Raw genomic sequence first — 19,898 nt, 5'->3', positions numbered from 1 at the left:
TTGACAGGCATGGCACGATTCTGTATAAATGTCCTTTGATCGGAATTTTTTCTCGTAAAAACCAAGGGTTAGAAAGGGTCGCCGCAGGCCATGGGGATTATCTTCGAGTCGTTGATCAGTATTGTCAACCTGGTTTTTCAAATCTACCTTTTCATCGTCATCGGTCGGGCCCTGATTTCATGGGTCAATCCCGATCCCTATAATCCGATCGTGCGCTTTCTGCACAACGCGACCGAACCGGTTCTGTTCCGCATCCGCCGCCTCGTCCCGCTGCAATTCGGCGGTTTTGATTTTTCACCGATCATCCTGATGCTGGCCCTGGAGGTCGGTCGCAAACTGGTGGTCGGGCTGATCGTGATGCTGGCGGGAAGCATGGGGGCCTGGTGATGGCGATTACCCCGATTGATATTCAGCAGCACCAGTTCAAGACCCGGCTGCTCGGCTACGATACCGCCGGGGTCGACCAGTTTCTGGAAATGGTCGCCGATGAGTTGGAGCGCGTCAGTCGTCAGCACCAGGAGGTCAAGGAAGAACTCGCCCGCACCCGCTCCTCGCTGCAGGAGATGCAGCAGCGGGAGTCGACCCTCAAGGAAACCCTGCTGACCACCCAGAAGATGGTGGAGGATATCAAGTCCAACGCCCGCAACGAGGCGGAAATCATCCTCACCGAGGCGGAACTGAAGGCCGAACGGGTGGTGCGGGATGCCGAACAGCGCCGCATCCAACTGATCAATGAAATCCAGGAGATCAAGCGGCAGAAGATCTCCTTTGAAACCTCGCTGCGGGCGCTGGTGGAAAGCCACATGCGACTGCTTGACCTTGAGGTTGTCGAACTTGAAAATGCCCGCCGGGATGAAAAACTGCTGGAGGAGCCGCTCCCTTTCGATGAAGCCTCCGTTCCCCTGCTGGTCCCCGAGGATGACGAGGAGGATTGATGCCCTGTCTGCAGAGTGTGGCCGACGGCGTCGTACTGGCCATCCTTGTTCAGCCCCGGGCAAGCCGCAATCAGCTGGTCGGAATACAGGGGAATGAGTTGAAAGTGCGCCTGACCTCGCCGCCGGTGGAGGGGGCCGCCAATAAGCTCTGTGGCCAGTTTTTCGGCAAACTGTTCGGCATTGCCAAGGGGCGGGTCGAACTCATATCGGGAGACAAATCCCGTCATAAACGCCTGTTGCTGCATGGCGTCTCCGAGTCCGACGCCCGTCGGATCCTTTCCGAATTCCTGAACCCGGGATCCTGAATTCAGTCCAGATAGGTCCTGAACAGCGGTCGCAGTGAATCGAGTTCCTCCTCGATGCCGACCGGCACCTGACGGGCGAGGATATCGAGGATGACCAGGGCGTTGAGGGTTGAGTCCTGGTTGACAATCCGATGCAGGCGGTTGGCCAGTTGCCGGTTGACGATGCGCAGGTCGGTGTAGATGGTATACAGCCCCTCCAGATTCAGGTCGGCGTCCTTTCCCGCCCGGGACCGAAAGTATTGACCCAGCAGGTACATGCTTACGGCCCGGTAGAGGGTTTCATGCTCGTTGGCCAGGGGCAGGTGAAAACGGGCCATCGGTTTGAACCAGGCGGTGCGTGGACAACCGCTGACCGCCAGCAGCAGCCCCATCAGCGAACCCAGGGCTTTCTGGGCGGTGATGCTGCCGCGGATGGTGCGTTCCGGAGTGACCACTTCCAGCACCAGTTGTTCGTGGGAGACCAGGTCGCTGCAGCAGTCGACCAGGGGGGAGATGGCGGCTGCCGCCGGGCAGAAGGGGATCTGGGTGGTCTGCAGAGGACAGTGGGGGCACTGGTGGAAGCCGAGGGCTGCCCATTCCGGAGGATCCTGCCGCGGTCGGTCAAGCAGATCGAGGTTTTTCGAGTCGAGCGCCAGGTGGAAGCTGACGGTTTCTCCGGGAGGCAGCAGGCAGCGATATTCAATGGCCAGTGGTTGCATGGAACGTTTTGCTCACAAGTGGTTGCCTGAATCCGTGGGCTCACTGATTCAGGCGTTAAGGAGCTTTTCACGTTACGAGGTTCCCGGCTGTTGGTCAAGGTTCGTTTTGGCGGAACTTTTCAGCAGGATGCCGGCCAACTTGACAATTGCCGGGGAAATCATTAGATTGGCGGCCGAAAACAGATCCGGAGGTTTGTTGTCATGCCGCTTTACGAGTATCTTTGTGAATCCTGTGGACTCAAGTTCGAAGCCCGACAGAAATTTTCCGATGCCCCGCTGACCGCTTGCCGTGAGTGCGGCGGTGCGGTCCGCAAGCTGATTTCTCAGACCGCCTTTACCCTTAAAGGGGGAGGGTGGTATGCCCAGGGATACGGCGGCAGCAAGACTGACAGTTGCTCCGCGGGCGGCAAGGAAAGCAAACCGAGCGCCTGTGACGGTTGTCCCAAGTCGGCAGCCAATGCCTGAAAAATCCCCGGTCGTTCGACCGGGGATTTTTTTTTGTAGACGCTATCCGGCCAAAATCCACCGGCAGGTTTACTTTATTTTTCGCCTTCCCTATAGTTTCATTGGTTAAGCGCGAGGCTTAATCCATCAGCAGAAGAGGAGACTGTGAGCATGGCAGAGATTATCGATGGCAAGGTGATCGCGGCGCGGTTGCGTGAGGAAATCCGTCAGGGTACGGAACAACTCAAGGCCGGCGGGGTGACGCCCGGGCTGGCAGTGGTACTGGTCGGCGAGGATCCGGCCAGCAAGGTCTACGTGGCGATGAAGGAAAAGGCCTGCGGCGAGGCGGGGATCTATTCCGATGAACACAAGCTGCCGGCCGAAACCAGTGAAGAGACCCTGCTCGGACTGATCGCCCAGCTCAACGAAGATGAACGGATCGACGGCATTCTGGTCCAGTTGCCCCTGCCGGAACACATTGATGAACGCAAGGTGCTGGAAGCGATTTCGCCTTCCAAGGATGTCGACGGGTTTCATCCCTACAATGTCGGTCGGCTGGCTACCGGCAACCCGCTCTTTCGTCCCTGCACCCCCTACGGGGTGATGAAGATGCTGGAGTCGGTCGGTTGCGACCTGACCGGCAAGGAGGTCGTCGTCGTCGGCCGCTCCAATATCGTCGGCAAGCCGGTGGCGCTGATGTGCCTGGCGGCGCATGCCACTGTGACTCTCTGCCATTCGCGGACCCGTGACCTGCCGGAGGTGGTGCGGCGTGCCGACGTTGTCATCGCCGCGGTCGGTCGTCCGCAGATGATCAAGGGGGACTGGATCAAGCCGGGGGCGGTGGTGATCGATGTCGGTGTCAACCGGATCGGTGAGAAGAAGCTGGTCGGCGATGTCGATTTCGCTTCCGTCAGCGAGCGTGCCGGCGCCATCACCCCTGTTCCCGGGGGAGTCGGCCCGATGACCATCACCATGCTGCTCTATAATACCCTCGAAAGTGCTCAGCGCCGCGCCCGCGGCTGAGATGGAAACCCTCTTCCCGTTCCGGCGGCGGTCGCCGCCCGGAACCGGGGTGGGGGGTGATACGGAAACATTGTTCGATCTGCCGGAAAAAAACTTTTCAATTGTTCGTCTATCCTCCATAATGCGGCTCTGAAAGGAGTGGCATTATGCTGAAAAAAACCCCGCTCAACCGTATTCACCGTGACCTGGCCGCCCGCATGGTCGACTTTGGCGGCTGGGATATGCCGGTCCAGTATACCGGCGTGATCGACGAACATCTCGCTACCCGCGAGGCCGCCGGTCTGTTCGACGTCTCCCACATGGGAGAGGTCGAAGTGCGCGGCGCCGGCGCTCTGGCCTATATCCAGCACCTGACCATCAACGATGCCGCCAAGCTGGAGATCGGGCAGGTCCAGTACTCGGCCATCTGCTATCCCCACGGCGGGATTGTCGATGATGTCACCCTCTACCGGTTCGCCGCCGATCGTTTCCTCTTCTGCGTCAACGCCTCCAACACCGACAAGGATTTCGCCTGGATGGAGCAGGTGCTCGAAGAGGGTGATTTTCCCGACGTGGAACTGCGCAACCTGAGTGATGATTATGCCCAACTGGCGCTGCAGGGGCCGGCGGCGGAGACCATTCTCGCCCGCCTGACCACGCATAACCTCAAGGATATCCGCTACTACCACTTTGCCGAAGGGCAGGTTGCCGGCGTCCCGACCATCATTTCCCGCACCGGTTATACCGGTGAAGACGGGTTCGAGCTTTACTTCGCCGCCGAAGCGGCCGAGTCGGTGTGGACGGCATTGATGGCGGCGGGCAGCGAAGAGGGGATCAAGCCCTGCGGTCTCGGCGCGCGGGACACCCTGCGGCTGGAGATGAAGTTCGCTCTTTACGGACATGAACTTTCCTCCGAAATTTCCCCGCTGGAGGCGGGCCTCGGCTGGATCACCAAGTTCGACAAGGGAGACTTTATCGGCCGCGACGCGCTGCTCAAACAGAAAGAAAAAGGCGTTCCGCGCCGCCTGGCCGGGCTGGTGATGACCGACCGGGGCATTCCCCGCGACGGCTACCCGGTTTTCGCCGGCGAGGAGCAGGTCGGGACGGTTACCAGCGGGACCATGTCGCCTTGTCTGAAGGTCGGCATCGCACTGGCGTTGGTTCGGCCGGAATGCAGCGGTGTCGGCAAGGAGTTGTCTATCGGCATCCGCAACCGCCAGGTCGCCTGTCGGGTTGCCAAAACCCCTTTTATCAAGAACTGGCGGGATTGACCCGCTACCGATCATTGCAAAAAGGAGAATCGAGATGGAATTTCCCGAGGAGTTGAAGTACACCGCCGAGCATGAATGGGTTCTCTCCGAGGCCGATATCGCCACCGTCGGCATCAGCGATTTCGCCCAGGATGCGCTGGGAGACGTGGTTTTTGTCGAACTGCCTGAAGTCGGTACCCAGGTTGAGGCGGGCAAGCCCTTCGGCGTGGTCGAATCGGTGAAGGCGGTTTCCGATGTCTACGCGCCGCTCAGCGGGGAGGTCGTCGAAGTCAACGCGGAGTTGCCCGATGCTCCCGAGATGGTCAATACTTCGCCCTATGAAGATGCCTGGATGATCAAGATCAGGGTCTCCGACCAGGCTGAACTGGAGAGCCTCATGGATGCCGCGGCCTACCAGGAGTTCTGCGAGTCGGAACACTGACCCGGTTGAGGTTGAGGACTGCCCCACGCTGTAACCGGATCATGATCCGGCAATTCTTCGGCGCAGGCTGTGCCCGCGGGTTGACCGCACCGGCACAGCCTGTTGCCGTTTGCCCGCACCGGCAACGTTTTCCGGTTCGCGGTTTCCCACACACGGCGACGCCGGCGGCTGTCGCCTGAAGGAGAATCTGATGCGCTACCTTCCCCATACCGACGACGATATCCGGCAGATGCTGGAGGCCATCGGGGTGAGCAGCGTCGATGAGCTGTTCAGCGCCATCCCCGCTGATGACCGCCTGCAGAGGCCTCTCGATCTGCCCCCCGCGCTTTCCGAGCCGGACCTGCTGCGGGAACTTGATCGGCTCGCGGAACTCAACACTTCCAGTGCCCGGGCGCTCTCTTTCCTGGGCGGCGGAGCCTACAACCATTTTATTCCCGCCGCGGTCGACCATCTCGTTTCGCGCAGTGAATTCTACACCGCCTACACTCCCTATCAGCCGGAGATCGGCCAGGGAACCCTGCAGGCGATCTTCGAGTACCAGACCCTGATCTGCCAGCTGACCGGCATGGATGTCGCCAATGCCTCGATGTACGACGGCGCCTCGGCGACTGCTGAGGCGGCGCTGATGGCGGTACGGGCGACGCGTCGCAGGAAACTGCTCCTCTCGGCCGGTCTGCATCCCGAATACCGGCAGACGGTGGCCAGTTACTGCCGTTACCTCGGCCTGGAACTGGTCGAGGTAACGCTCGCCGCCGATGGCCGTACCGATGCCGATGCCCTTGCCGCGGTTCTCGATACGACCGTCGCCGCGGTGATCGTCGGTTACCCGAACTTCTACGGGGTCATCGAGCCGCTCGCCGACCTGGCCGACAAGGCCCATGCCTGCGGTGCCATGCTGGTGAGCGCGACCGCCGAACCGGTCTCCCTCGGGCTGCTCAAGTCGCCGGGAGAGCAGGGTGTCGACATCGCCGTCGGCGAAGGGCAGAGTTTCGGCCTGCCGGTTGCCTACGGCGGCCCCGGGGTCGGTTTCTTCGCCGCGCGCAAGAAGGCGGTGCGTTCCATGCCGGGGCGGCTGATCGGGGAAACCCTGGACAAAAACGGTGAACGTGGTTTTGTTCTCACCCTCGCTACCCGTGAGCAGCATATCCGGCGGGAGAAGGCGACGTCCAACATCTGTTCCAATCAGGGCCTCTGCGCCCTGATGGTGGCCATCTACCTGGCCCTGCTGGGCAAGCAGGGGATCCGGGAACTGGCCGAGCAGAACCTGGCCAAGGCCGAGTATGCCAAGCGGCAGATCGCTTCTCTGCCCGGTTTTTTGCTTCCCTATCAGGCGCCGACCTTTAATGAATTCGTCGTTGCCACTCCGCGGCCGGCTGCTGAATTGCTGCGCCGACTGGAAGCCGACAACATTCTCGGTGGTATCGACCTGGCCAGGTTCGATGCCGCCGATGCCAACCGGCTGCTGGTCTGCGTGACCGAACAGAACAGCCGCGACGATATCGACCGCCTGGTCGCGGCCCTGAAAGGAGGTGCGGCATGAGTCGACTCGGAACCCGAGGACTGGTGCTGAATGAAAAACTGTTGTTCGAATTGTCCGACAGTGGCCGCAAGGGCTACAGCCTGCCGGCGTCGGATGTTCCGCCCGCTCAGCTGGATGCCGAGCTGGTGCGTGACACGGTGGAAGGATTCCCGGAGCTGTCCGAGGTCGACGTGGTGCGCCATTTCACCCGCCTGTCGACCTGGAACTACGGCGTCGATTCCGGTTTTTATCCCCTCGGTAGCTGTACCATGAAATACAACCCCAAGGTCAACGAGGTGGCCTGCCGCAGGCCGGGGATGGCCAACCTCCATCCCTACACCCCTGACCGTCTGGCACAGGGCGCGTTGGCGCTGATGTACGAACTGCAGGAAGGACTAAAGGAAATTTCCGGTTTTCCCGCCCTGACCCTGCAGCCGGCCGCCGGCGCTCATGGCGAACTGACCGGTATGCTGATGGTGCGCGCCTGGCACGAATCCCGTGGCGGCGGCCGCACCAGGGTGCTGATTCCCGACACCGCCCACGGCACCAACCCGGCGACCGCGGCGCTGTGCGGGTTCGAGGTCGTGCCCCTGGCCAGTGGTCCGGACGGTGTCCTCAACGTCGAGGATGTCCGGGCGAAGATGGACGACAGCGTGGCCGGGCTGATGGTGACCAATCCCAACACCCTGGGACTGTTCGAAAGCCAGATCCGTGAAATCTGTAATGTGGTCCATGAAAAGGGTGGCCTGGTGTACTGTGACGGGGCCAACCTCAATGCCCTGATGGGGATTGCCCGCCCCGGCGACCTGGGAATGGACGTGATGCATTTCAACATGCACAAGACCTTCTCCACCCCCCATGGCGGCGGTGGGCCGGGGGCCGGCGCGGTCGGTGTCTGCCAGGCCCTCGAACCCTTCCTGCCGGCACCGCTGGTGGTGAAGACCGGGGATGGATTCCGTCTCGATCATGACCGTCCGCAGAGTATCGGTCGGCTGCGGGCCTTCAACGGCAATTTCGGCGTCATGGTCCGTGCCTGGGCCTACCTGCGCAGCCTCGGCGGCGAAGGGCTGAAACGTTCCAGTGAGCTGGCGGTCCTCAACGCCAACTACATCCGCGCCCGGCTGGAGGAGGTCTTTCACCTGCCCTACAAGCAGCGCTCACTGCACGAGGTGGTTTTCTCCGACAAGAACCTCGGCGGTGACTGCCACACCCTCGATCTCGCCAAGCGGCTGATCGATTACGGTTACCATCCGCCGACCATCTACTTCCCGCTGGTGGTTCATGGCGCGATCATGATAGAGCCGACCGAAAGTGAGAGCAAACAGGTGATCGACGAGTTTTGTGATGCCATGCTGGCGATTGCCAAAGAGGCGGAGGAGAATCCCGAGCTGCTGCACGAAGCACCGCGCTGCACCAAAATCGGGCGACTGGATGAGACGCGGGCGGCGAGGCAGCCCTGCCTCTGCTGGCAGGCATAGCGGGCGGTTCTTTTCCGCCAGATCGGCGTTGGAGACGTGCTTCCCTTGTGCGACGTAGCTGCCGCTACGCCTCCGCGGGAAGCACGCCTCCGCCTTGATCTGACGAAAAATCCCTCGCCCTTTGACAGTGCGGGGAGACAGAGCGTTCGTGCTTCGTTGTCAGGTACGAGGGGCGGTTCTTTTCCGCCAGCTCGGCGTTGGACTGCCGATCTCTGTGTGACCTAGCGTACGCTACGTCCCCGCGGGAAGCACGCTTCCGTCTTGATCTGGCGAAAAATCCCTCGCCCTTTGACGGCGGAGGTGGGCGATCTTACCGGTGCGTTGCATTGAAATGTCAGGCTCCCCAGACTGAGTAAAAATGTCCAGATGCAAGGCGTCCGAAACCCCGCGGAATAAGGCGTACCGGAAGGTACGTCGTTGACGCGGGGGGAGGACAACGCCGCAGATGGGCGTTTTTACTCAGTCTGCTATTGTCCGTAGATTCCCGCGCCCTTGGTGCGGCTCCTGCGCAGGTCGTAGGTGAACCAGGCCTTGATGACCAGTTTGTCCTTCGGGTAGGCCCGCGGCAGCGGACCGTAGGGGCCGCCCTTGCGGACGGCGGCCAGCGCCTCCCTGTCCAGGATGCGGGTTCCTGAGGATCTCAGCAGTTCGACTTTTTTGACTGAACCGTCGCGCAGGAAGGTCATGCGGACCAGGCATCGTCCCTGCCTTCCTTGTCGAGCGGCGCTGGCGGGATAGTTCCAGACGTTGTAGATGCCGTTGCGCAGGCGCTGAAAAAAGGAAAACAGCAGATCCTGCTGGCTGTCGAGCCAGACCTCGTCACCGACGGCGACATCACGCTGTTTTTGTCGCCATTCCTTGTCGATCCGGGCGGTGGTGTCGCTCGGCAGTTGCAGCAGTGACCGGGTATCCGGCAGCGTTTCGGTCTGTTCACTCGCCTGGGTTTCTTCCCGTGGTTGATTCTCTTCGGTGGTCTTGACCTGCTTCTGGACGGTCGGCTGTTTCCCCTCGGGAAGAGATTCCGCTTTTGGTTTGCCCTTTTTCGGTTGTGGCGCGGCGACCCTGGGTTTCATTGCCGGGGCCGGCGGCGCGGCGGCGTCCGGACGCATATCTTCCAGGCTCTCTCCCTTGGGAGCCTGTTCCTTTTCGACCACCTGGTCGGCCGGCCCGAGGCGTTTGGCCGGTTTTTTTCGTGGTTTTTCCAGCTCTTTGTGAACCGGCATGTCCAGGTCCCGGAACTGTTCAGGTTCTCTCATCTGGACATAGACCCGTTCCGGCTTCTGCGGTTTGGGAAACAGGGGCAGCTGCTTGCTCAGCAGAACCAGCAGCAGGTGGATCAGCAGTGAGAGCAGCAGGAAGAGCAGTAGCAGGTTCTGTTGGGTGCGATTCCGGTTCATGGGGTCCGTGAGGTTGATATAGGCGCATCATTATAACCGATGGAAGAGATGTGTTGGATAATTTCTGATCGCGCGTGGATGGCAAATTCTGTTGACCGGCTTCGGCGCGAACGGCTATATATGGGCTTTTCCAACTCTGGACAAGGAGGTAAGTGCAATGCATTTGGTGGATCAGATCAAGAACAAGGCAAAACAGAATCCGCAGACCGTGGTGCTGCCGGAAGGTTATGACGAGCGGATGGTTCAGGCTGCCGGTCGGATCGTTGGGGACGGTCTGGCCAGGGTCGTGCTGCTTGGCAAACCCGAGGATCTGCAGGCCAGAGCCGGGGAACTGGGTGTCTCGCTGGATGGCGTCGACCTGGTTGATCCGGCCGCGGCGGCCGATCTCGACGACTATGTCGCCGAACTGGTCAAACTGCGGGAGAAGAAGGGGATGACCGCCGAGCAGGCCCGGCAGACCCTGACCGCTGAGGACAACCTGTTCTTCGGCGCCATGATGGTGCGCAGGGGAGATGCCGGCGGCATGGTGGCCGGAGCTTTCAACACCACCGGGGACGTGCTGCGCGCCGCCTTCCAGGTGATCGGCACGGCGCCGGGCATGCGCACCGTTTCCTCGGTCTTCCTGATGGTGACCAGAACCCCTGAATTTGGCGAGAACGGCACCATCTGCTTCGCCGACTGCGCCGTCAACCCGAATCCCGATGCCCAGGCGCTGGCCGAAATCGCCGTGGCCACCGCCGCCAGCTGCCGGAGTTTTCTCGGTGCCGAACCGCGGGTGGCGATGCTCTCCTTCTCGACCAAGGGCAGCGCCGGCCACCCTGACTGTGACAAGGTCCTCGAAGCATTGAAAATTGCGAAGGAGATTGCTCCCGAGCTGCAGATTGACGGTGAACTGCAGGCCGATGCCGCCCTGGTGCCCAGGGTCGGCGCCAAGAAGGCGCCGGATTCAGCGGTCGCCGGCAAGGCCAACGTGCTGGTTTTCCCCGATCTCGATGCCGGCAATATCGGCTACAAGCTGGTCGAGCGGCTGGCCGGCGCCGAGGCGGTCGGGCCGATCATCCAGGGGCTGGCCAAGCCGGTCAATGACCTCTCGCGCGGCTGCAGTGTCGAGGATATTGTGTCGGTGGCAGCCATTACCGCCGTCCAGGCCCAGGGGTAGCGAGGGCGCGGTTCTTTTCCGCCAGCTCGGCGTTGGAGGCGTGATTTCCTTGTGCGGAGTAGCTGCCGCTACACCTCCGCGGGAATCACGTCTCCGCCTTGATCTGACGAAAAATCCCTCGCGCCTTGGAACGGGGTGCAAAAAAAGCAAAAGCCGGTGGACATTACCACCGGCTTTTGTTTACCTGCTTCCAGCCTTCCAGCCTTCCAGCCTTCCAGCCTTCCAGCCTTCCAGCCTTCCAGCCTTCCAGCCTTATTTGCGCTGAAACTCGCTCGACGAAAACGAGTACTTGAAATTCATGTGATCGGTGTAGGTCTCTTCGAGGATTGCGACCACATCCTCGGTGAAGACCAGTTCCTCATCGGTCGGAATGACGAACACCTTGATCGGTGAGTCGGGGGTGGTGATGACGGACTCTTTTTTCCGGGTCATAGTGTTGCGGTTCTTCTCCTTGTCGAGAATGATCCCCATGTGGTCGAGGTTTTCCAGCGCGGCCTCGCGGATCTTCCAGCCCATCTCGCCGACCCCGGCGGTGAAGACCACGGCGTCGAGCCGGCCCAGGGCGGCGCAGTAGGCGCCGATATATTTCTTCAATCGGTAGCCCTCGATCTCCAGGGCCAGTTTGCAGCGCTCGTCGCCGTTGTCAATGCCCTCAAGCACGTCGCGGCGGTCCGTGAACTGGCCGGTGATGCCGAGAACCCCCGACTTCTTGTTGAGGATCGTGTCGATTTCCTTCGCTGACAGGTTCTCCTGCTGCTGGATGAACATCGGGATGGCCGGGTCGATGTCTCCGCAGCGGGTTCCCATCACGGCACCTTCGAGAGGGGTCAGGCCCATCGAGGTATCGACCGAAACGCCGCCCTTGATGGCGGTGTGCGAGACGCCGTTGCCGATGTGCATGGTGATGATGTTGCAGTCCTTCGGCTCCTTGCCGAGCATCACCGCCGCCCGCTTGGAGACGTAGAGATGGCTGGTGCCGTGGAAGCCGTAGCGGCGGACGCCGTATTTCTCGTACCACTCGTAGGGCAGCGGGTACATGTAGGCGGCCTCCGGCATCGACTGGTGGAAGGCGGTATCGAAAATGGCGATATGCGGCACTTCGGGCAGGTTGGCCTGGGCGGCCTCGATGCCGGCGATATTGGGCGGATTGTGCAGCGGCGCGAGATGCTGCACCTCCTTGATGGCGTCGAGGACGGCGTCGTCGATCATCACCGAACAGGTGAATTTCTCGCCGCCGTGGACCACCCGGTGGCCGACCGCGCTGATCTCGTTCATCTCTTTGATGACACCGTATTCAGGATCGGTCAGGGTCTTGACGATCAGGTGGATGGCGACCTTGTGATCCGGGCACTCGTATTCTTCACGATAGGTTTCGCGTCCGGGGACCTCGTGGATGATGAACGAGTCGCCGATGGTGACCCTTTCCACCATCCCCTTGGCGATGACCTCTTTTTTGCTCCAGTTGTAGAGCTGGTACTTGACCGACGAACTGCCGCAGTTCAAAGCAAGAATATCCATTGAATCAAACCTCCTCCAGAGTTGGGTGAATGGTGAGCTCTATCTCCCCAGATAGAATATTGTTTCATGGAAAAAAAGGATGGTGGGATGAAACCGGTTTTTCCTTGTTAATCCGCTTATGTTGCGGGCCAACGAAGTTTTGAAAGACTAGCGGATGGACGTCTTCATTGCAAGGAATTTGTCGTGCCGCGGTGTCGAGGCCGGGGCTGGACATGGCGTAAACGGCAGTGGTATACTCCGCCGGAATTGTCAAAGAGCTGTTTCCACAATACCTGTAGAGGAGGATGTAACCATGGCTCATCTGATTTCAGACGAATGTATCAACTGTGGTGCCTGCGAGCCGGTTTGCCCGGTGGAGGCGATCAGCGAGCAGGGCGACGCCCGCGTCATTGACGCGGCCACCTGCACCGACTGCGGCGCCTGCGTTGACAGTTGCCCGGTGGATGCCATCGCCCCGGCCTGATCACCGTCGGCGACAGTCACGGTTGTTCAATGGTTCATCAAAAAAGCCGCTCCTTTTCGGGGCGGCTTTTTTGTGTCTGGTGTGTATCGCGTTGTTCGCTGCGGTTGGCACGAGCAGGCCGGATCCGGTTTGAACCCCGATCGGCGGATTATCTCGTTCCCGGCCTGGAGTCGGCCACTTCAACGTTGAATTCCGTAACCTCGTTCGGCAGGTTTCTGAAGACAATGGTGAAGGGAACTGTTTTTCCCGGCGCGACGTCGAGATTGGAGAGGGAATCCCCGAATTGGTTGTTCATGGTCTCCTCGATCTTGGCGAAGGGCAGGGTGCGCAGGGCCGCCTCGTCGAGGGGGTTGCCGCAGAAAACAGTCTGCTGCAGGACCGGCTTGCCTTTGGCGTCGTAGATCACACCTTTGACCGAGATCGCCGAGCGGGTGTGATCATAGCCGTTGCGGGCTTCCCCGGAAATGGCGAACAGCTGTCCGGCATTCTGGTTGCTGATAAAGGTGCTGCGCATGTTCAGCAGTTCGATTTTGGCGGTCGGATCTTCCGGAGCCGAGGTGCCGGTCAACAGCTGCAGGTGTCGCAGCAGAACATGCGGATCCCAGGTCCCCTTGACCTGGGCAAGGTAAGCGTAGCCGCCGGCCAGCAGGGCGGTCAGCAGCAGCACCAGCAACAGCCCGGTGTGACGGTTCTTTTTGCGTTTCTTGATCCGCGCCGTTCCCCGTTGGCGGCTCCTCGTCGACTTGGGTGGTGTTGTCGGGGCCGTGGCCTGCTTAACCGGCGTACTGGAGTTTTCCAGCGGCGTTGAGGACTCCGGAAGGGGCGTCGGCTCTTGTTCGAAGATGAAATCTCCGGTTTTCGTCTGCTCCGAGTCCAGTTCGACGTCCAGTTCGGTTTCGGCCGGAACATCGTCGAAAGCGAATTCTACCGGTCCGGTCGGGCTGGATCCGGCCCGGTCTCCGGCGGCTTCCGGTTCGTCGGCGGAGAAGCTGAATTCATCATCGATGCCGCCGCCGAATTCCTTGGGTTTGGCTTCCGGACGCTCGCCGAGTTCAGGAAGTGCGCCGAGATCATCGTCGAGATTGAAAGTCTCACCAAGGTCGCCGCCGATGGATAATTCCTTTTCCGGGTCGAAGGAAAAGTCCTCGGCGGGCGGGGCTTCGAGGTCCGTTGCGGAAAAGTCGGTTGTCGCCGAAGGCCTCTCGTCAGGGGCGGTCCGGGTTTCCGTCTGCCGGGTTTCGAGGCTCAATTCCTCGGGAGAAAAATCGGCCAGCGGTTCCGGGGCGGTCGGACCGTCATCAAAGGAAAAGTCCTCCGGCAGGTTGAAGTCGGGAAACTCGCTGTCGAATTCTCTGACCTCGTTCGGCACGGTGGCCGCGGTTTTGTCGGCGGAAGTGTCGGTGGCATTCTCTGCTTCCGCAGCGCTGCCGAGATCTTCCATGTTGAACTCATCAAAATCGAAATCGTCCCGCTCCGCGCTCGGCTGACTGCCGGTATTGTCGCGACCGATATCGGCGGAATCGACGTTGTCTCCGGCGGATTGTGTGCCGCTCGGTGCGGAAACTGCTGTTTCCGGGGGTTGCGGGGGGCCGGGGACGCGGAAGACGGTATCACACTTGGTGCAGCGGACCTTGACCCCTTGCGGCTTGAGTTTTTCGTCGGGCAGTTTGAAACGGGTTTGACAGGCGTCGCATTGGATAATCATGTCAGACCCCTCCTCGGGCAGTTACCAAATCAGGAAATCGAGCTATTCAAAGGGTTCAGCCAGGAAAATTCCGGGTAAATTGCGGTAACGTTCATCATAGTCGAGTCCGTAGCCGACGATGAAGCCGTCATCCATGGTGATGCCGATGTAGTCCGCTTCCAGAGAGACTTCCCGCCGCGCGCGTTTATCAATCAGGGCGCAGACTTTGAGAGACGCCGGCTGGCGTTCCTGCAGGCGGTGCAGCAGGGACTGCAGTGTCAGGCCGCTGTCGATGATATCCTCGACCACCAGCACGTGTTTGCCCCTGATGGAAACTTCAAGGTCCTTGCGCAGCTCGATGATGCCCGAGGACTGGGTTTCGGAGCCGTAGCTGGCCAGACGCATGAAATCGATGGTCAGCGGTCCCTGCAGTTGCCGGCAGAGGTCGGCGATGAACAGAAACGAGCCTTTGAGGATGCCGACCAGGATGATTTCCCGGTCCTGGTAGTCACGGTTGATTTCCTGACCCAGGCGGATGACCTGGCGTTCAATTTCTTCAGCGGAGAAAAGCGTTTTCAGTTTCAGTTCGGGCATCTTGTTTCAGACTCGTTCTGTTGGAGGGGCAGTACGACGGGCAACGCCGGAGATAGGTGTTTTTTATCAGCCTGTCAGCCTGCCATTCTATAGCAATTAGGCAGGGATGTGTCAATTTCTTCACGTCTCTGTTCAGGGGCTTGCGTCGTTTCCCGGGGTCGGTTAAGCTCTGCACATTCCTATCTATGTTCAAGTGAAAGGTCTGTTGACATGATCCGTCTGTTTTTTTTGTCCCTGTTGCTGCTTGTCCCTGTCGCCCCCGTTCTGGCTGACGGGCCTCGAATCGAAGTGACCCAGCCCGATTTTCAGTTCGGCAGTGTGTTCCAGGGGGAGAAGGTCGAGCACGTTTTTGAATTCCGCAACGCCGGGGATGATCCGCTTCTGATCGACAGGGTCAAGAGTTCCTGCGGCTGCACGGCGGCCCTGGTTTCAAGCAAGGAACTCGCCCCGGGCGCGACCGGCGAGGTCCATGCCACCTTCGACTCGACCCGTTTTCATGGCAATGTGGTTAAAACCATCTATGTGTACACCAACGACCCGAACCACAAACTGGTTCAGTTGCATCTGCGCGGCAATGTCAAGGAAGAGTTGCAGCTGAGCGCCCGTTCCGTGACGCTTGGGCCGGTCGCTGCCGGACAGTCGGTCAGTACCCGGGTCAAGCTGACCAACAAGGGAGACCAGGTTGCCGCCATCGGGCCCGCCCGCACCACGGCCAGGGAGATCCAGGTCGACTTTCCCCGTCGCCTGCTACAGCCCGGCGAAACCGCTGATATTGAATTGACGGCCACGGCGGGGTCGGGAAAAACAGTTGTCAGCGGCTATCTGCTGATCCCGACCGACAGCCCGCGGCTTCCCGAGCTGCGGATTCCCCTGCAGTTGCGGATCACCAAATCGGAATGATCGAAGCCCGGGGCCGCCCGGGCTTTTTTCTGTTGTCGGGCGGTTCTTTTGCACCGACTCGGCGTTGCCTCCCTCTTCGCTTGTGCGACGTAGCTGCCGCTACGCCTCCGCGCTCATCAGTCGGCGCCTTGATTCGGCACAAAATTCCTCGCCCCTTCGGCGGTGGTGGCGGGGGCCCCTGCTGATCTTCGTTGCGGGTGGCTGTCGGGCGGTTCTTTTGCACCGACTCGGCGTTGCCTCCCTCTTCGCTTGTGCGACGTAGCTGCCGCTACGCCTCCGCGCTCATCAGTCGGCGCCTTGATTCGGCACAAAATTCCTCGCCCTTCGGCGGTGGGGGAGATCCCGCCGATCTTCGTTAACCACGGTTTAAAATATGACAGAAAAAGTCTTTTGGCCCGACTGGTTGCAAGTTGCGGGGCAGCGATTATACTTTTTTCTGTTTTGATGTTCCGGTGTTGCGTGTCCTGACGCCCTGATTCGGGGTGTCAATACAATCCAAGGAGTTGTCATGCCTCAGAACGAACTTCCTTCTTCCCAGCGGCGGACTTTTCTGACGGTGCTGCTGGCGGGCCTGGGCACTGTCCTCGGCGCGATGGCCGCCTGGCCGTTGCTGCGTTATCTTTCGCCGCGTGATAGGGGCGATGCCGATACCAAGGTGACCCTGGCGCGTGACAAGGTTCCGGTCGGAGGGGCCGAGTTCATCGATTTTCGTGGCCGGCCGGCGGTTATTCTGCAGCCGAAACCGGGGGAGTTCGTTGCCCTGACAGCGGTCTGCACCCACCTCGGCTGCATCGTCAAATGGGTCAACGAGAAGCAGGAGTTTCTCTGCCCCTGTCATGGCGGCCGGTTTTCCACCAGCGGCCAGGTCCTCGGCGGACCGCCACCGAAACCGCTTGAGTCCTTCAATATAAAACTTGACGGCGATCAGCTGGTCATCGGCTAGGAGGGGACTATGCTCAAACGTGCTGTTGACTGGCTGGATGTGCGTCTCGGGGTCAGGGAACTCTGGCAGGAGAACACCAGCGGCTACCTGGTGCCGCGCAATATCAACGCCTGGTATTCGCTTGGAACGGTGCTGCTGGCGCTGTTCGGACTGCAGTTCCTGACGGGCATCCTGCTGCTGATCCATTATGTGCCCGATACCGAGAAGGCCTTCGGCAGTGTCGAAACGATTGTCAACGCTGTTCCCTACGGCTGGCTGATTCGCAACCTGCACGCGGTTGGCTCCAATCTGATCGTTGTCGTGCTGTTGCTGCACATGCTTTCGGTGCTGTTTATGGGCTCCTACAAGCGGCCGCGGGAACTGACCTGGCTGTCCGGTTTCATCCTTTTCAACCTGGGACTCGGCCTCTGCCTGACCGGCTACCTGCTGCCGTGGAGCCAGCTCTCCTTCTGGGCGACCACGGTGGCGACGGATGCCGCCGGTGCGGTGCCGGTGATCGGCCCGAAGCTGGTCGAGTTCCTGCGCGGCGCGCCTTCGGTCGGGGCGCCGACCCTGGGACGGTTTTTCGCCCTCCACGTGGTGGTGCTGCCGGGGGCTCTCATGGGGCTGGTCGGTTTTCATCTCTTCTGCGTGCGCCGTTGCGGCATTTCCGTGCCGCCTTTCGGCAAGGATGCCAAACCGGCGCGGGTCGGTACGGTGTTCGATCACGAAAAGCATCCGGGGGGGATTCCCTTTTTCCCCAACTACACTGCCGAAGAGGCCGCCATGGTCTGCTTTGCCCTGGCGGTGCTGGTGGCGGTGACCTTCTTTGCTCCGCAGATTTTTATCCCCCTTGACGCCCTTGAACCAGCTAACCCCTTCGTGACTCCAGAGCATATCAAGCCTGAATGGTATTTCCTCTGGGCCTATCAGACATTGAAGATTTTTCCCAGCAAACTCATCGGCCTGGCCGCCCAGGGAGCGTTGATGACTTTTCTCGCCCTGCTGCCGTTCATTGATCGGGGAGAGGAACGTCGTCCGGCAAAGCGGCCGCTTTTCGTCACCTGTTACGTACTCGGTCTGCTGTTGCTGATCGGCATCTCAATCTGGGGGCGCTACTCATGATGCACGCGAAAGGATGGTTGTTGGCCGGATGCCTGCTGCTCCTGTTGCCGGGGCCGGTTTTTTCCGCCGGTGAGGAGGCCCCCACGATTCCCAGGGAGACGGTCTGTCTGCAGTGTCATGGTGGGATGGAGGGGCGTCTCGGGGCGCCGGTCGGTCTCTGGAAACAGAGCATTCACCGGCAGAACGGAATTTCCTGTCATGACTGTCATGGTGGTGACCCGACCGATTTCGCCATGGCCATGAGCCCTGAGCGGGGGTTTCGCGGTGCTCCGGAAAAAGCCGAGATTCCCGCCTTCTGCGGTCGTTGCCATATCGGGGTCAAGGATGATTACCTGGCCAGCAAGCACGGCCGGGCCCTCGGCAAGGGGGGACCGCAGTGTGTCACCTGTCATGGCAACCATGCCGTCGTCAAGGCCAGCCCCGACCTGATCAATGACAAGGATTGCACCCGCTGTCACAGTTTTGAACGTGCCGCCAGGATCAAGGCGGCCCTGACCGATACTGACCGCATCATTTCCGGTCTGGAACGCGACCTGGCCGACCTGCGCCGGCTCGGGATCGCAGTGAAGAAGATGCGCGGTGAGGTGTTCGCCAAGCGCAACGAGTTTCACCGGCTGTTTCATACCGTTGATGTGAACAAGGTTCATCAGGGCACCGCGGCGGTGCAGAAATCCCTCGGGGAGGTTGCGACTGAAGTGGCCGGCATTCGTTCTGATCTCAGCCAGCGCAAGCTCTGGGGCGGGATCGCCATTGTCCTGCTGCTGGTCGCCGGCGGCCTCTGTCTGCTGTTACGGCGGACCTACCATGATGAGGAAGGGAAAGGCTGATTCAGTTTTTGGGGCTGACCTGCTCACGCAACTGCAGATAGGCTCGGCGGATGTTGGTCTGCATGAACTGCTTGTAGCCTTTGCGGTCCCGGTGCTGTGGCAGATCGAAGGTGCGCAGGGTTTTCTTCAGGCTGTCGCCGCGTTCGATATGGTTGATGATGGCGGTCAGGAAGTCCTTAAAAAAGTTCTTGTAGTCGCGGATGTCGCTGCTGCGGCTGACCGGACCCTGCCCGGGAACAACGTACCTGGCCTGCAGATTCTCCAGAAAATCGAGGGCCAGCACCCATTCCCGCATATGCCCGTCTCCCATGTAGCCGACACTGTCGGTGTAGAGCAGGTCGCTGGTGAACAGGACATTATCTTCCGGCAGGTAGGCGACGACATCGCCGTCGGTGTGACCCGGTCCGACATTGGTCAGGATCAGGCTCTTGCTGCCCAGTTTCAGGGTCATCCCCTCGCGGAAGAAAATGACCGGAAAATCCACGGCGCGTTTTTCGCTATTGACGGCCAGCCAGGTCTGCCACGACATGATCACCTCCTTGCCGGGGGGGAAGTCGAAGTCGATGTGGCTGTAGCCGCGATGATGATGGGCGAGGACGAAGTAGCGGATCGGGGTCCCGGTGACAGCGGCACCGGCGGTCACCAGGTCCTGGATCGCTTCGCGGGTGAAATGGGCGCCGATTACCACCGCTTTATCCCTGCCGACCACCAGCAGGGCGTTCGAGGTGGCGCGGCTGCCGGTTCTGGCAATGGCGGCGTAGACGCCGTCGGTGAGCTTGACCATCTGGTAGCTCGACTCTCCCCAGGCCAGGCAGGGAAGAAGCAGACAGACGATGATCAGCAGCAGGCGCATCAGATTCCTCGCGGGTTCGGGTTGCGGGGGCGATTATAACAGATCGAACATCATCTTTCGCTGCCCTTTTTTCCATTTGCAATCTGCCCCGCTATGCGTTATATAAACCCCCCGTGCGCAATTAGCTCAGCTGGATAGAGCGCTGCCCTCCGGAGGCAGAGGTCATAGGTTCGAATCCTATATTGCGCGCCAGAAAATTCAATGGGTTGGCCGGTTTTTGGTCAACCCGTTTTTCGTTTGTGCCCGGCAGTTATGTCCCGTCCTGAAACATGACATTATGGTATTTTCCTTCCGGTACAGGAATCTCTTTTCAAGAGCCGCCGGGACCGGATATGCCCCGGCGGCTCCCCCCTCCATGACGCCTACATGGAATCCCTGAACTG

Annotated in this window: 21 protein-coding genes and 1 tRNA gene; 16 read left to right on the top strand and 6 right to left on the bottom strand. The window is 60.2% G+C overall.

Going from position 1 to position 19,898, the window contains the following annotated elements; all coding sequences use genetic code 11:
* The first annotated feature begins 90 nt into the window (after positions 1-90).
* Genes C2E25_RS12815 through C2E25_RS12805 form a run of 3 tightly spaced genes read left to right on the top strand, consistent with a single transcriptional unit; the run spans position 91 to position 1,240 of the window.
* On the top strand, positions 91-387 hold the full coding sequence (locus C2E25_RS12815; protein ID WP_103116129.1) for a YggT family protein: 297 nt from the start codon (positions 91-93) through the stop codon (positions 385-387).
* Positions 387-935 carry a DivIVA domain-containing protein gene (locus C2E25_RS12810; RefSeq protein ID WP_103116128.1) on the top strand — a complete coding sequence of 183 codons (549 nt, stop codon included), beginning with the start codon at positions 387-389 and terminating at the stop codon, positions 933-935. The genes C2E25_RS12815 and C2E25_RS12810 overlap by 1 nt, the downstream gene beginning before the upstream one ends.
* Entirely contained in the window at positions 935-1,240 is a 306-nt protein-coding gene (locus C2E25_RS12805) for a DUF167 domain-containing protein (RefSeq protein ID WP_103116127.1), read from the top strand. The genes C2E25_RS12810 and C2E25_RS12805 overlap by 1 nt, the downstream gene beginning before the upstream one ends.
* Positions 1,241-1,242: 2 nt before the next feature.
* Here C2E25_RS12805 and C2E25_RS12800 read toward each other — a convergent pair whose 3' ends face one another.
* Positions 1,243-1,938, bottom strand: a complete 696-nt coding sequence (locus C2E25_RS12800) for a DUF6901 family protein (RefSeq protein WP_103116126.1) — start codon at positions 1,936-1,938, stop codon at positions 1,243-1,245.
* 201 nt (positions 1,939-2,139) lie between these two features.
* Between C2E25_RS12800 and C2E25_RS12795 the strand changes: the two genes are divergently transcribed.
* The 6 genes from C2E25_RS12795 (at position 2,140) to gcvPB (ending at position 8,073) form a co-directional block, all read left to right on the top strand.
* Complete coding sequence (locus C2E25_RS12795) at positions 2,140-2,403, top strand: FmdB family zinc ribbon protein (RefSeq protein ID WP_103116125.1); 264 nt, start codon at positions 2,140-2,142, stop codon at positions 2,401-2,403.
* A 150-nt stretch (positions 2,404-2,553) separates the two neighbouring features.
* Positions 2,554-3,405, top strand: a complete 852-nt coding sequence (folD, locus tag C2E25_RS12790) for a bifunctional methylenetetrahydrofolate dehydrogenase/methenyltetrahydrofolate cyclohydrolase FolD (protein WP_103116124.1) — start codon at positions 2,554-2,556, stop codon at positions 3,403-3,405.
* Between the two features lie 146 nt (positions 3,406-3,551).
* Entirely contained in the window at positions 3,552-4,655 is a 1,104-nt protein-coding gene (gene gcvT / locus C2E25_RS12785; protein ID WP_103116123.1) for a glycine cleavage system aminomethyltransferase GcvT, read from the top strand.
* A gap of 34 nt (positions 4,656-4,689) precedes the next feature.
* Positions 4,690-5,076 carry a glycine cleavage system protein GcvH gene (gcvH, locus tag C2E25_RS12780; protein ID WP_103116122.1) on the top strand — a complete coding sequence of 129 codons (387 nt, stop codon included), beginning with the start codon at positions 4,690-4,692 and terminating at the stop codon, positions 5,074-5,076.
* Between the two features lie 190 nt (positions 5,077-5,266).
* Positions 5,267-6,616, top strand: a complete 1,350-nt coding sequence (gene gcvPA / locus C2E25_RS12775) for an aminomethyl-transferring glycine dehydrogenase subunit GcvPA (protein WP_103116121.1) — start codon at positions 5,267-5,269, stop codon at positions 6,614-6,616.
* Positions 6,613-8,073: an aminomethyl-transferring glycine dehydrogenase subunit GcvPB gene (gcvPB, locus tag C2E25_RS12770; RefSeq protein ID WP_103116120.1), complete on the top strand. Its 1,461-nt coding sequence runs from the start codon at positions 6,613-6,615 to the stop codon at positions 8,071-8,073. Before gcvPA ends, gcvPB begins: the two co-directional genes overlap by 4 nt.
* Positions 8,074-8,540: 467 nt before the next feature.
* Here the strand turns inward: gcvPB and C2E25_RS12765 are convergent, their stop codons facing one another.
* Positions 8,541-9,470: an energy transducer TonB gene (locus C2E25_RS12765; RefSeq protein WP_103116119.1), complete on the bottom strand. Its 930-nt coding sequence runs from the start codon at positions 9,468-9,470 to the stop codon at positions 8,541-8,543.
* Positions 9,471-9,627: 157 nt separating this feature from the next.
* Between C2E25_RS12765 and pta the strand changes: the two genes are divergently transcribed.
* Positions 9,628-10,629, top strand: a complete 1,002-nt coding sequence (pta, locus tag C2E25_RS12760) for a phosphate acetyltransferase (protein ID WP_103116118.1) — start codon at positions 9,628-9,630, stop codon at positions 10,627-10,629.
* Positions 10,630-10,881: 252 nt separating this feature from the next.
* On the opposite strand, the gene C2E25_RS12755 is transcribed toward pta, so the two are convergent.
* A complete protein-coding gene (locus tag C2E25_RS12755; protein WP_103116117.1) occupies positions 10,882-12,147 on the bottom strand; it encodes an acetate kinase in 1,266 nt (421 codons plus the stop codon).
* Between the two features lie 292 nt (positions 12,148-12,439).
* On the opposite strand from C2E25_RS12755, the gene C2E25_RS12750 reads away from it, so the two are divergent.
* Positions 12,440-12,610 (top strand): 4Fe-4S binding protein, encoded by a 171-nt coding sequence (locus C2E25_RS12750; RefSeq protein WP_103116116.1) that lies wholly within the window; start codon positions 12,440-12,442, stop codon positions 12,608-12,610.
* A gap of 148 nt (positions 12,611-12,758) precedes the next feature.
* Here C2E25_RS12750 and C2E25_RS12745 read toward each other — a convergent pair whose 3' ends face one another.
* Entirely contained in the window at positions 12,759-14,315 is a 1,557-nt protein-coding gene (locus C2E25_RS12745) for a DUF3426 domain-containing protein (protein ID WP_103116152.1), read from the bottom strand.
* A gap of 42 nt (positions 14,316-14,357) precedes the next feature.
* On the bottom strand, positions 14,358-14,888 hold the full coding sequence (gene hpt / locus C2E25_RS12740) for a hypoxanthine phosphoribosyltransferase (protein WP_103116115.1): 531 nt from the start codon (positions 14,886-14,888) through the stop codon (positions 14,358-14,360).
* Between the two features lie 210 nt (positions 14,889-15,098).
* On the opposite strand from hpt, the gene C2E25_RS12735 reads away from it, so the two are divergent.
* The 4 genes from C2E25_RS12735 to C2E25_RS17895 all read left to right on the top strand — a co-directional run bounded on the left by C2E25_RS12735 (position 15,099) and on the right by C2E25_RS17895 (position 18,662).
* Positions 15,099-15,788: a DUF1573 domain-containing protein gene (locus C2E25_RS12735; protein WP_103116114.1), complete on the top strand. Its 690-nt coding sequence runs from the start codon at positions 15,099-15,101 to the stop codon at positions 15,786-15,788.
* Positions 15,789-16,296: 508 nt separating this feature from the next.
* Positions 16,297-16,731: a ubiquinol-cytochrome c reductase iron-sulfur subunit gene (locus C2E25_RS12730; RefSeq protein ID WP_103116113.1), complete on the top strand. Its 435-nt coding sequence runs from the start codon at positions 16,297-16,299 to the stop codon at positions 16,729-16,731.
* Positions 16,732-16,740: 9 nt separating this feature from the next.
* Complete coding sequence (locus C2E25_RS12725) at positions 16,741-17,835, top strand: cytochrome b (protein ID WP_103116112.1); 1,095 nt, start codon at positions 16,741-16,743, stop codon at positions 17,833-17,835.
* On the top strand, positions 17,832-18,662 hold the full coding sequence (locus C2E25_RS17895; protein WP_146032969.1) for a multiheme c-type cytochrome: 831 nt from the start codon (positions 17,832-17,834) through the stop codon (positions 18,660-18,662). The genes C2E25_RS12725 and C2E25_RS17895 overlap by 4 nt, the downstream gene beginning before the upstream one ends.
* 1 nt (position 18,663) lies before the next feature.
* Here the strand turns inward: C2E25_RS17895 and C2E25_RS12715 are convergent, their stop codons facing one another.
* Entirely contained in the window at positions 18,664-19,515 is an 852-nt protein-coding gene (locus C2E25_RS12715) for an MBL fold metallo-hydrolase (protein WP_103116110.1), read from the bottom strand.
* A gap of 115 nt (positions 19,516-19,630) precedes the next feature.
* Here C2E25_RS12715 and C2E25_RS12710 point away from each other — a divergent pair.
* A tRNA-Arg gene (locus C2E25_RS12710) sits at positions 19,631-19,707 on the top strand.
* Positions 19,708-19,898: the final 191 nt, after the last annotated feature.

This window comes from Geothermobacter hydrogeniphilus (assembly GCF_002898515.1).
GTDB lineage: Bacteria > Desulfobacterota > Desulfuromonadia > Desulfuromonadales > Geothermobacteraceae > Geothermobacter_A.
The sequence above is the reverse complement of the archived record's forward strand: the minus strand, read 5'-3'. Positions and strand labels throughout refer to the sequence as shown.

What these genes read in the sequence shown, in the direction of transcription:
- C2E25_RS17895 (WP_146032969.1), top strand. Translation starts at nt 17,832, where the DNA reads ATGATGCACGCGAAAGGATGGTTGTTGGCCGGATGCCTGCTGCTCCTG.
- gcvPA (WP_103116121.1), top strand. Translation starts at nt 5,267, where the DNA reads ATGCGCTACCTTCCCCATACCGACGACGATATCCGGCAGATGCTGGAG.
- C2E25_RS12715 (WP_103116110.1), bottom strand. Translation starts at nt 19,515, where the DNA reads ATGCGCCTGCTGCTGATCATCGTCTGTCTGCTTCTTCCCTGCCTGGCC.
- C2E25_RS12735 (WP_103116114.1), top strand. Translation starts at nt 15,099, where the DNA reads ATGATCCGTCTGTTTTTTTTGTCCCTGTTGCTGCTTGTCCCTGTCGCC.
- C2E25_RS12725 (WP_103116112.1), top strand. Translation starts at nt 16,741, where the DNA reads ATGCTCAAACGTGCTGTTGACTGGCTGGATGTGCGTCTCGGGGTCAGG.
- C2E25_RS12730 (WP_103116113.1), top strand. Translation starts at nt 16,297, where the DNA reads ATGCCTCAGAACGAACTTCCTTCTTCCCAGCGGCGGACTTTTCTGACG.
- C2E25_RS12745 (WP_103116152.1), bottom strand. Translation starts at nt 14,315, where the DNA reads ATGATTATCCAATGCGACGCCTGTCAAACCCGTTTCAAACTGCCCGAC.
- folD (WP_103116124.1), top strand. Translation starts at nt 2,554, where the DNA reads ATGGCAGAGATTATCGATGGCAAGGTGATCGCGGCGCGGTTGCGTGAG.
- gcvT (WP_103116123.1), top strand. Translation starts at nt 3,552, where the DNA reads ATGCTGAAAAAAACCCCGCTCAACCGTATTCACCGTGACCTGGCCGCC.
- C2E25_RS12755 (WP_103116117.1), bottom strand. Translation starts at nt 12,147, where the DNA reads ATGGATATTCTTGCTTTGAACTGCGGCAGTTCGTCGGTCAAGTACCAG.
- C2E25_RS12750 (WP_103116116.1), top strand. Translation starts at nt 12,440, where the DNA reads ATGGCTCATCTGATTTCAGACGAATGTATCAACTGTGGTGCCTGCGAG.
- C2E25_RS12765 (WP_103116119.1), bottom strand. Translation starts at nt 9,470, where the DNA reads ATGAACCGGAATCGCACCCAACAGAACCTGCTACTGCTCTTCCTGCTG.
- C2E25_RS12805 (WP_103116127.1), top strand. Translation starts at nt 935, where the DNA reads ATGCCCTGTCTGCAGAGTGTGGCCGACGGCGTCGTACTGGCCATCCTT.
- gcvH (WP_103116122.1), top strand. Translation starts at nt 4,690, where the DNA reads ATGGAATTTCCCGAGGAGTTGAAGTACACCGCCGAGCATGAATGGGTT.
- hpt (WP_103116115.1), bottom strand. Translation starts at nt 14,888, where the DNA reads ATGCCCGAACTGAAACTGAAAACGCTTTTCTCCGCTGAAGAAATTGAA.
- gcvPB (WP_103116120.1), top strand. Translation starts at nt 6,613, where the DNA reads ATGAGTCGACTCGGAACCCGAGGACTGGTGCTGAATGAAAAACTGTTG.
- C2E25_RS12810 (WP_103116128.1), top strand. Translation starts at nt 387, where the DNA reads ATGGCGATTACCCCGATTGATATTCAGCAGCACCAGTTCAAGACCCGG.
- C2E25_RS12800 (WP_103116126.1), bottom strand. Translation starts at nt 1,938, where the DNA reads ATGCAACCACTGGCCATTGAATATCGCTGCCTGCTGCCTCCCGGAGAA.
- pta (WP_103116118.1), top strand. Translation starts at nt 9,628, where the DNA reads ATGCATTTGGTGGATCAGATCAAGAACAAGGCAAAACAGAATCCGCAG.
- C2E25_RS12815 (WP_103116129.1), top strand. Translation starts at nt 91, where the DNA reads ATGGGGATTATCTTCGAGTCGTTGATCAGTATTGTCAACCTGGTTTTT.
- C2E25_RS12795 (WP_103116125.1), top strand. Translation starts at nt 2,140, where the DNA reads ATGCCGCTTTACGAGTATCTTTGTGAATCCTGTGGACTCAAGTTCGAA.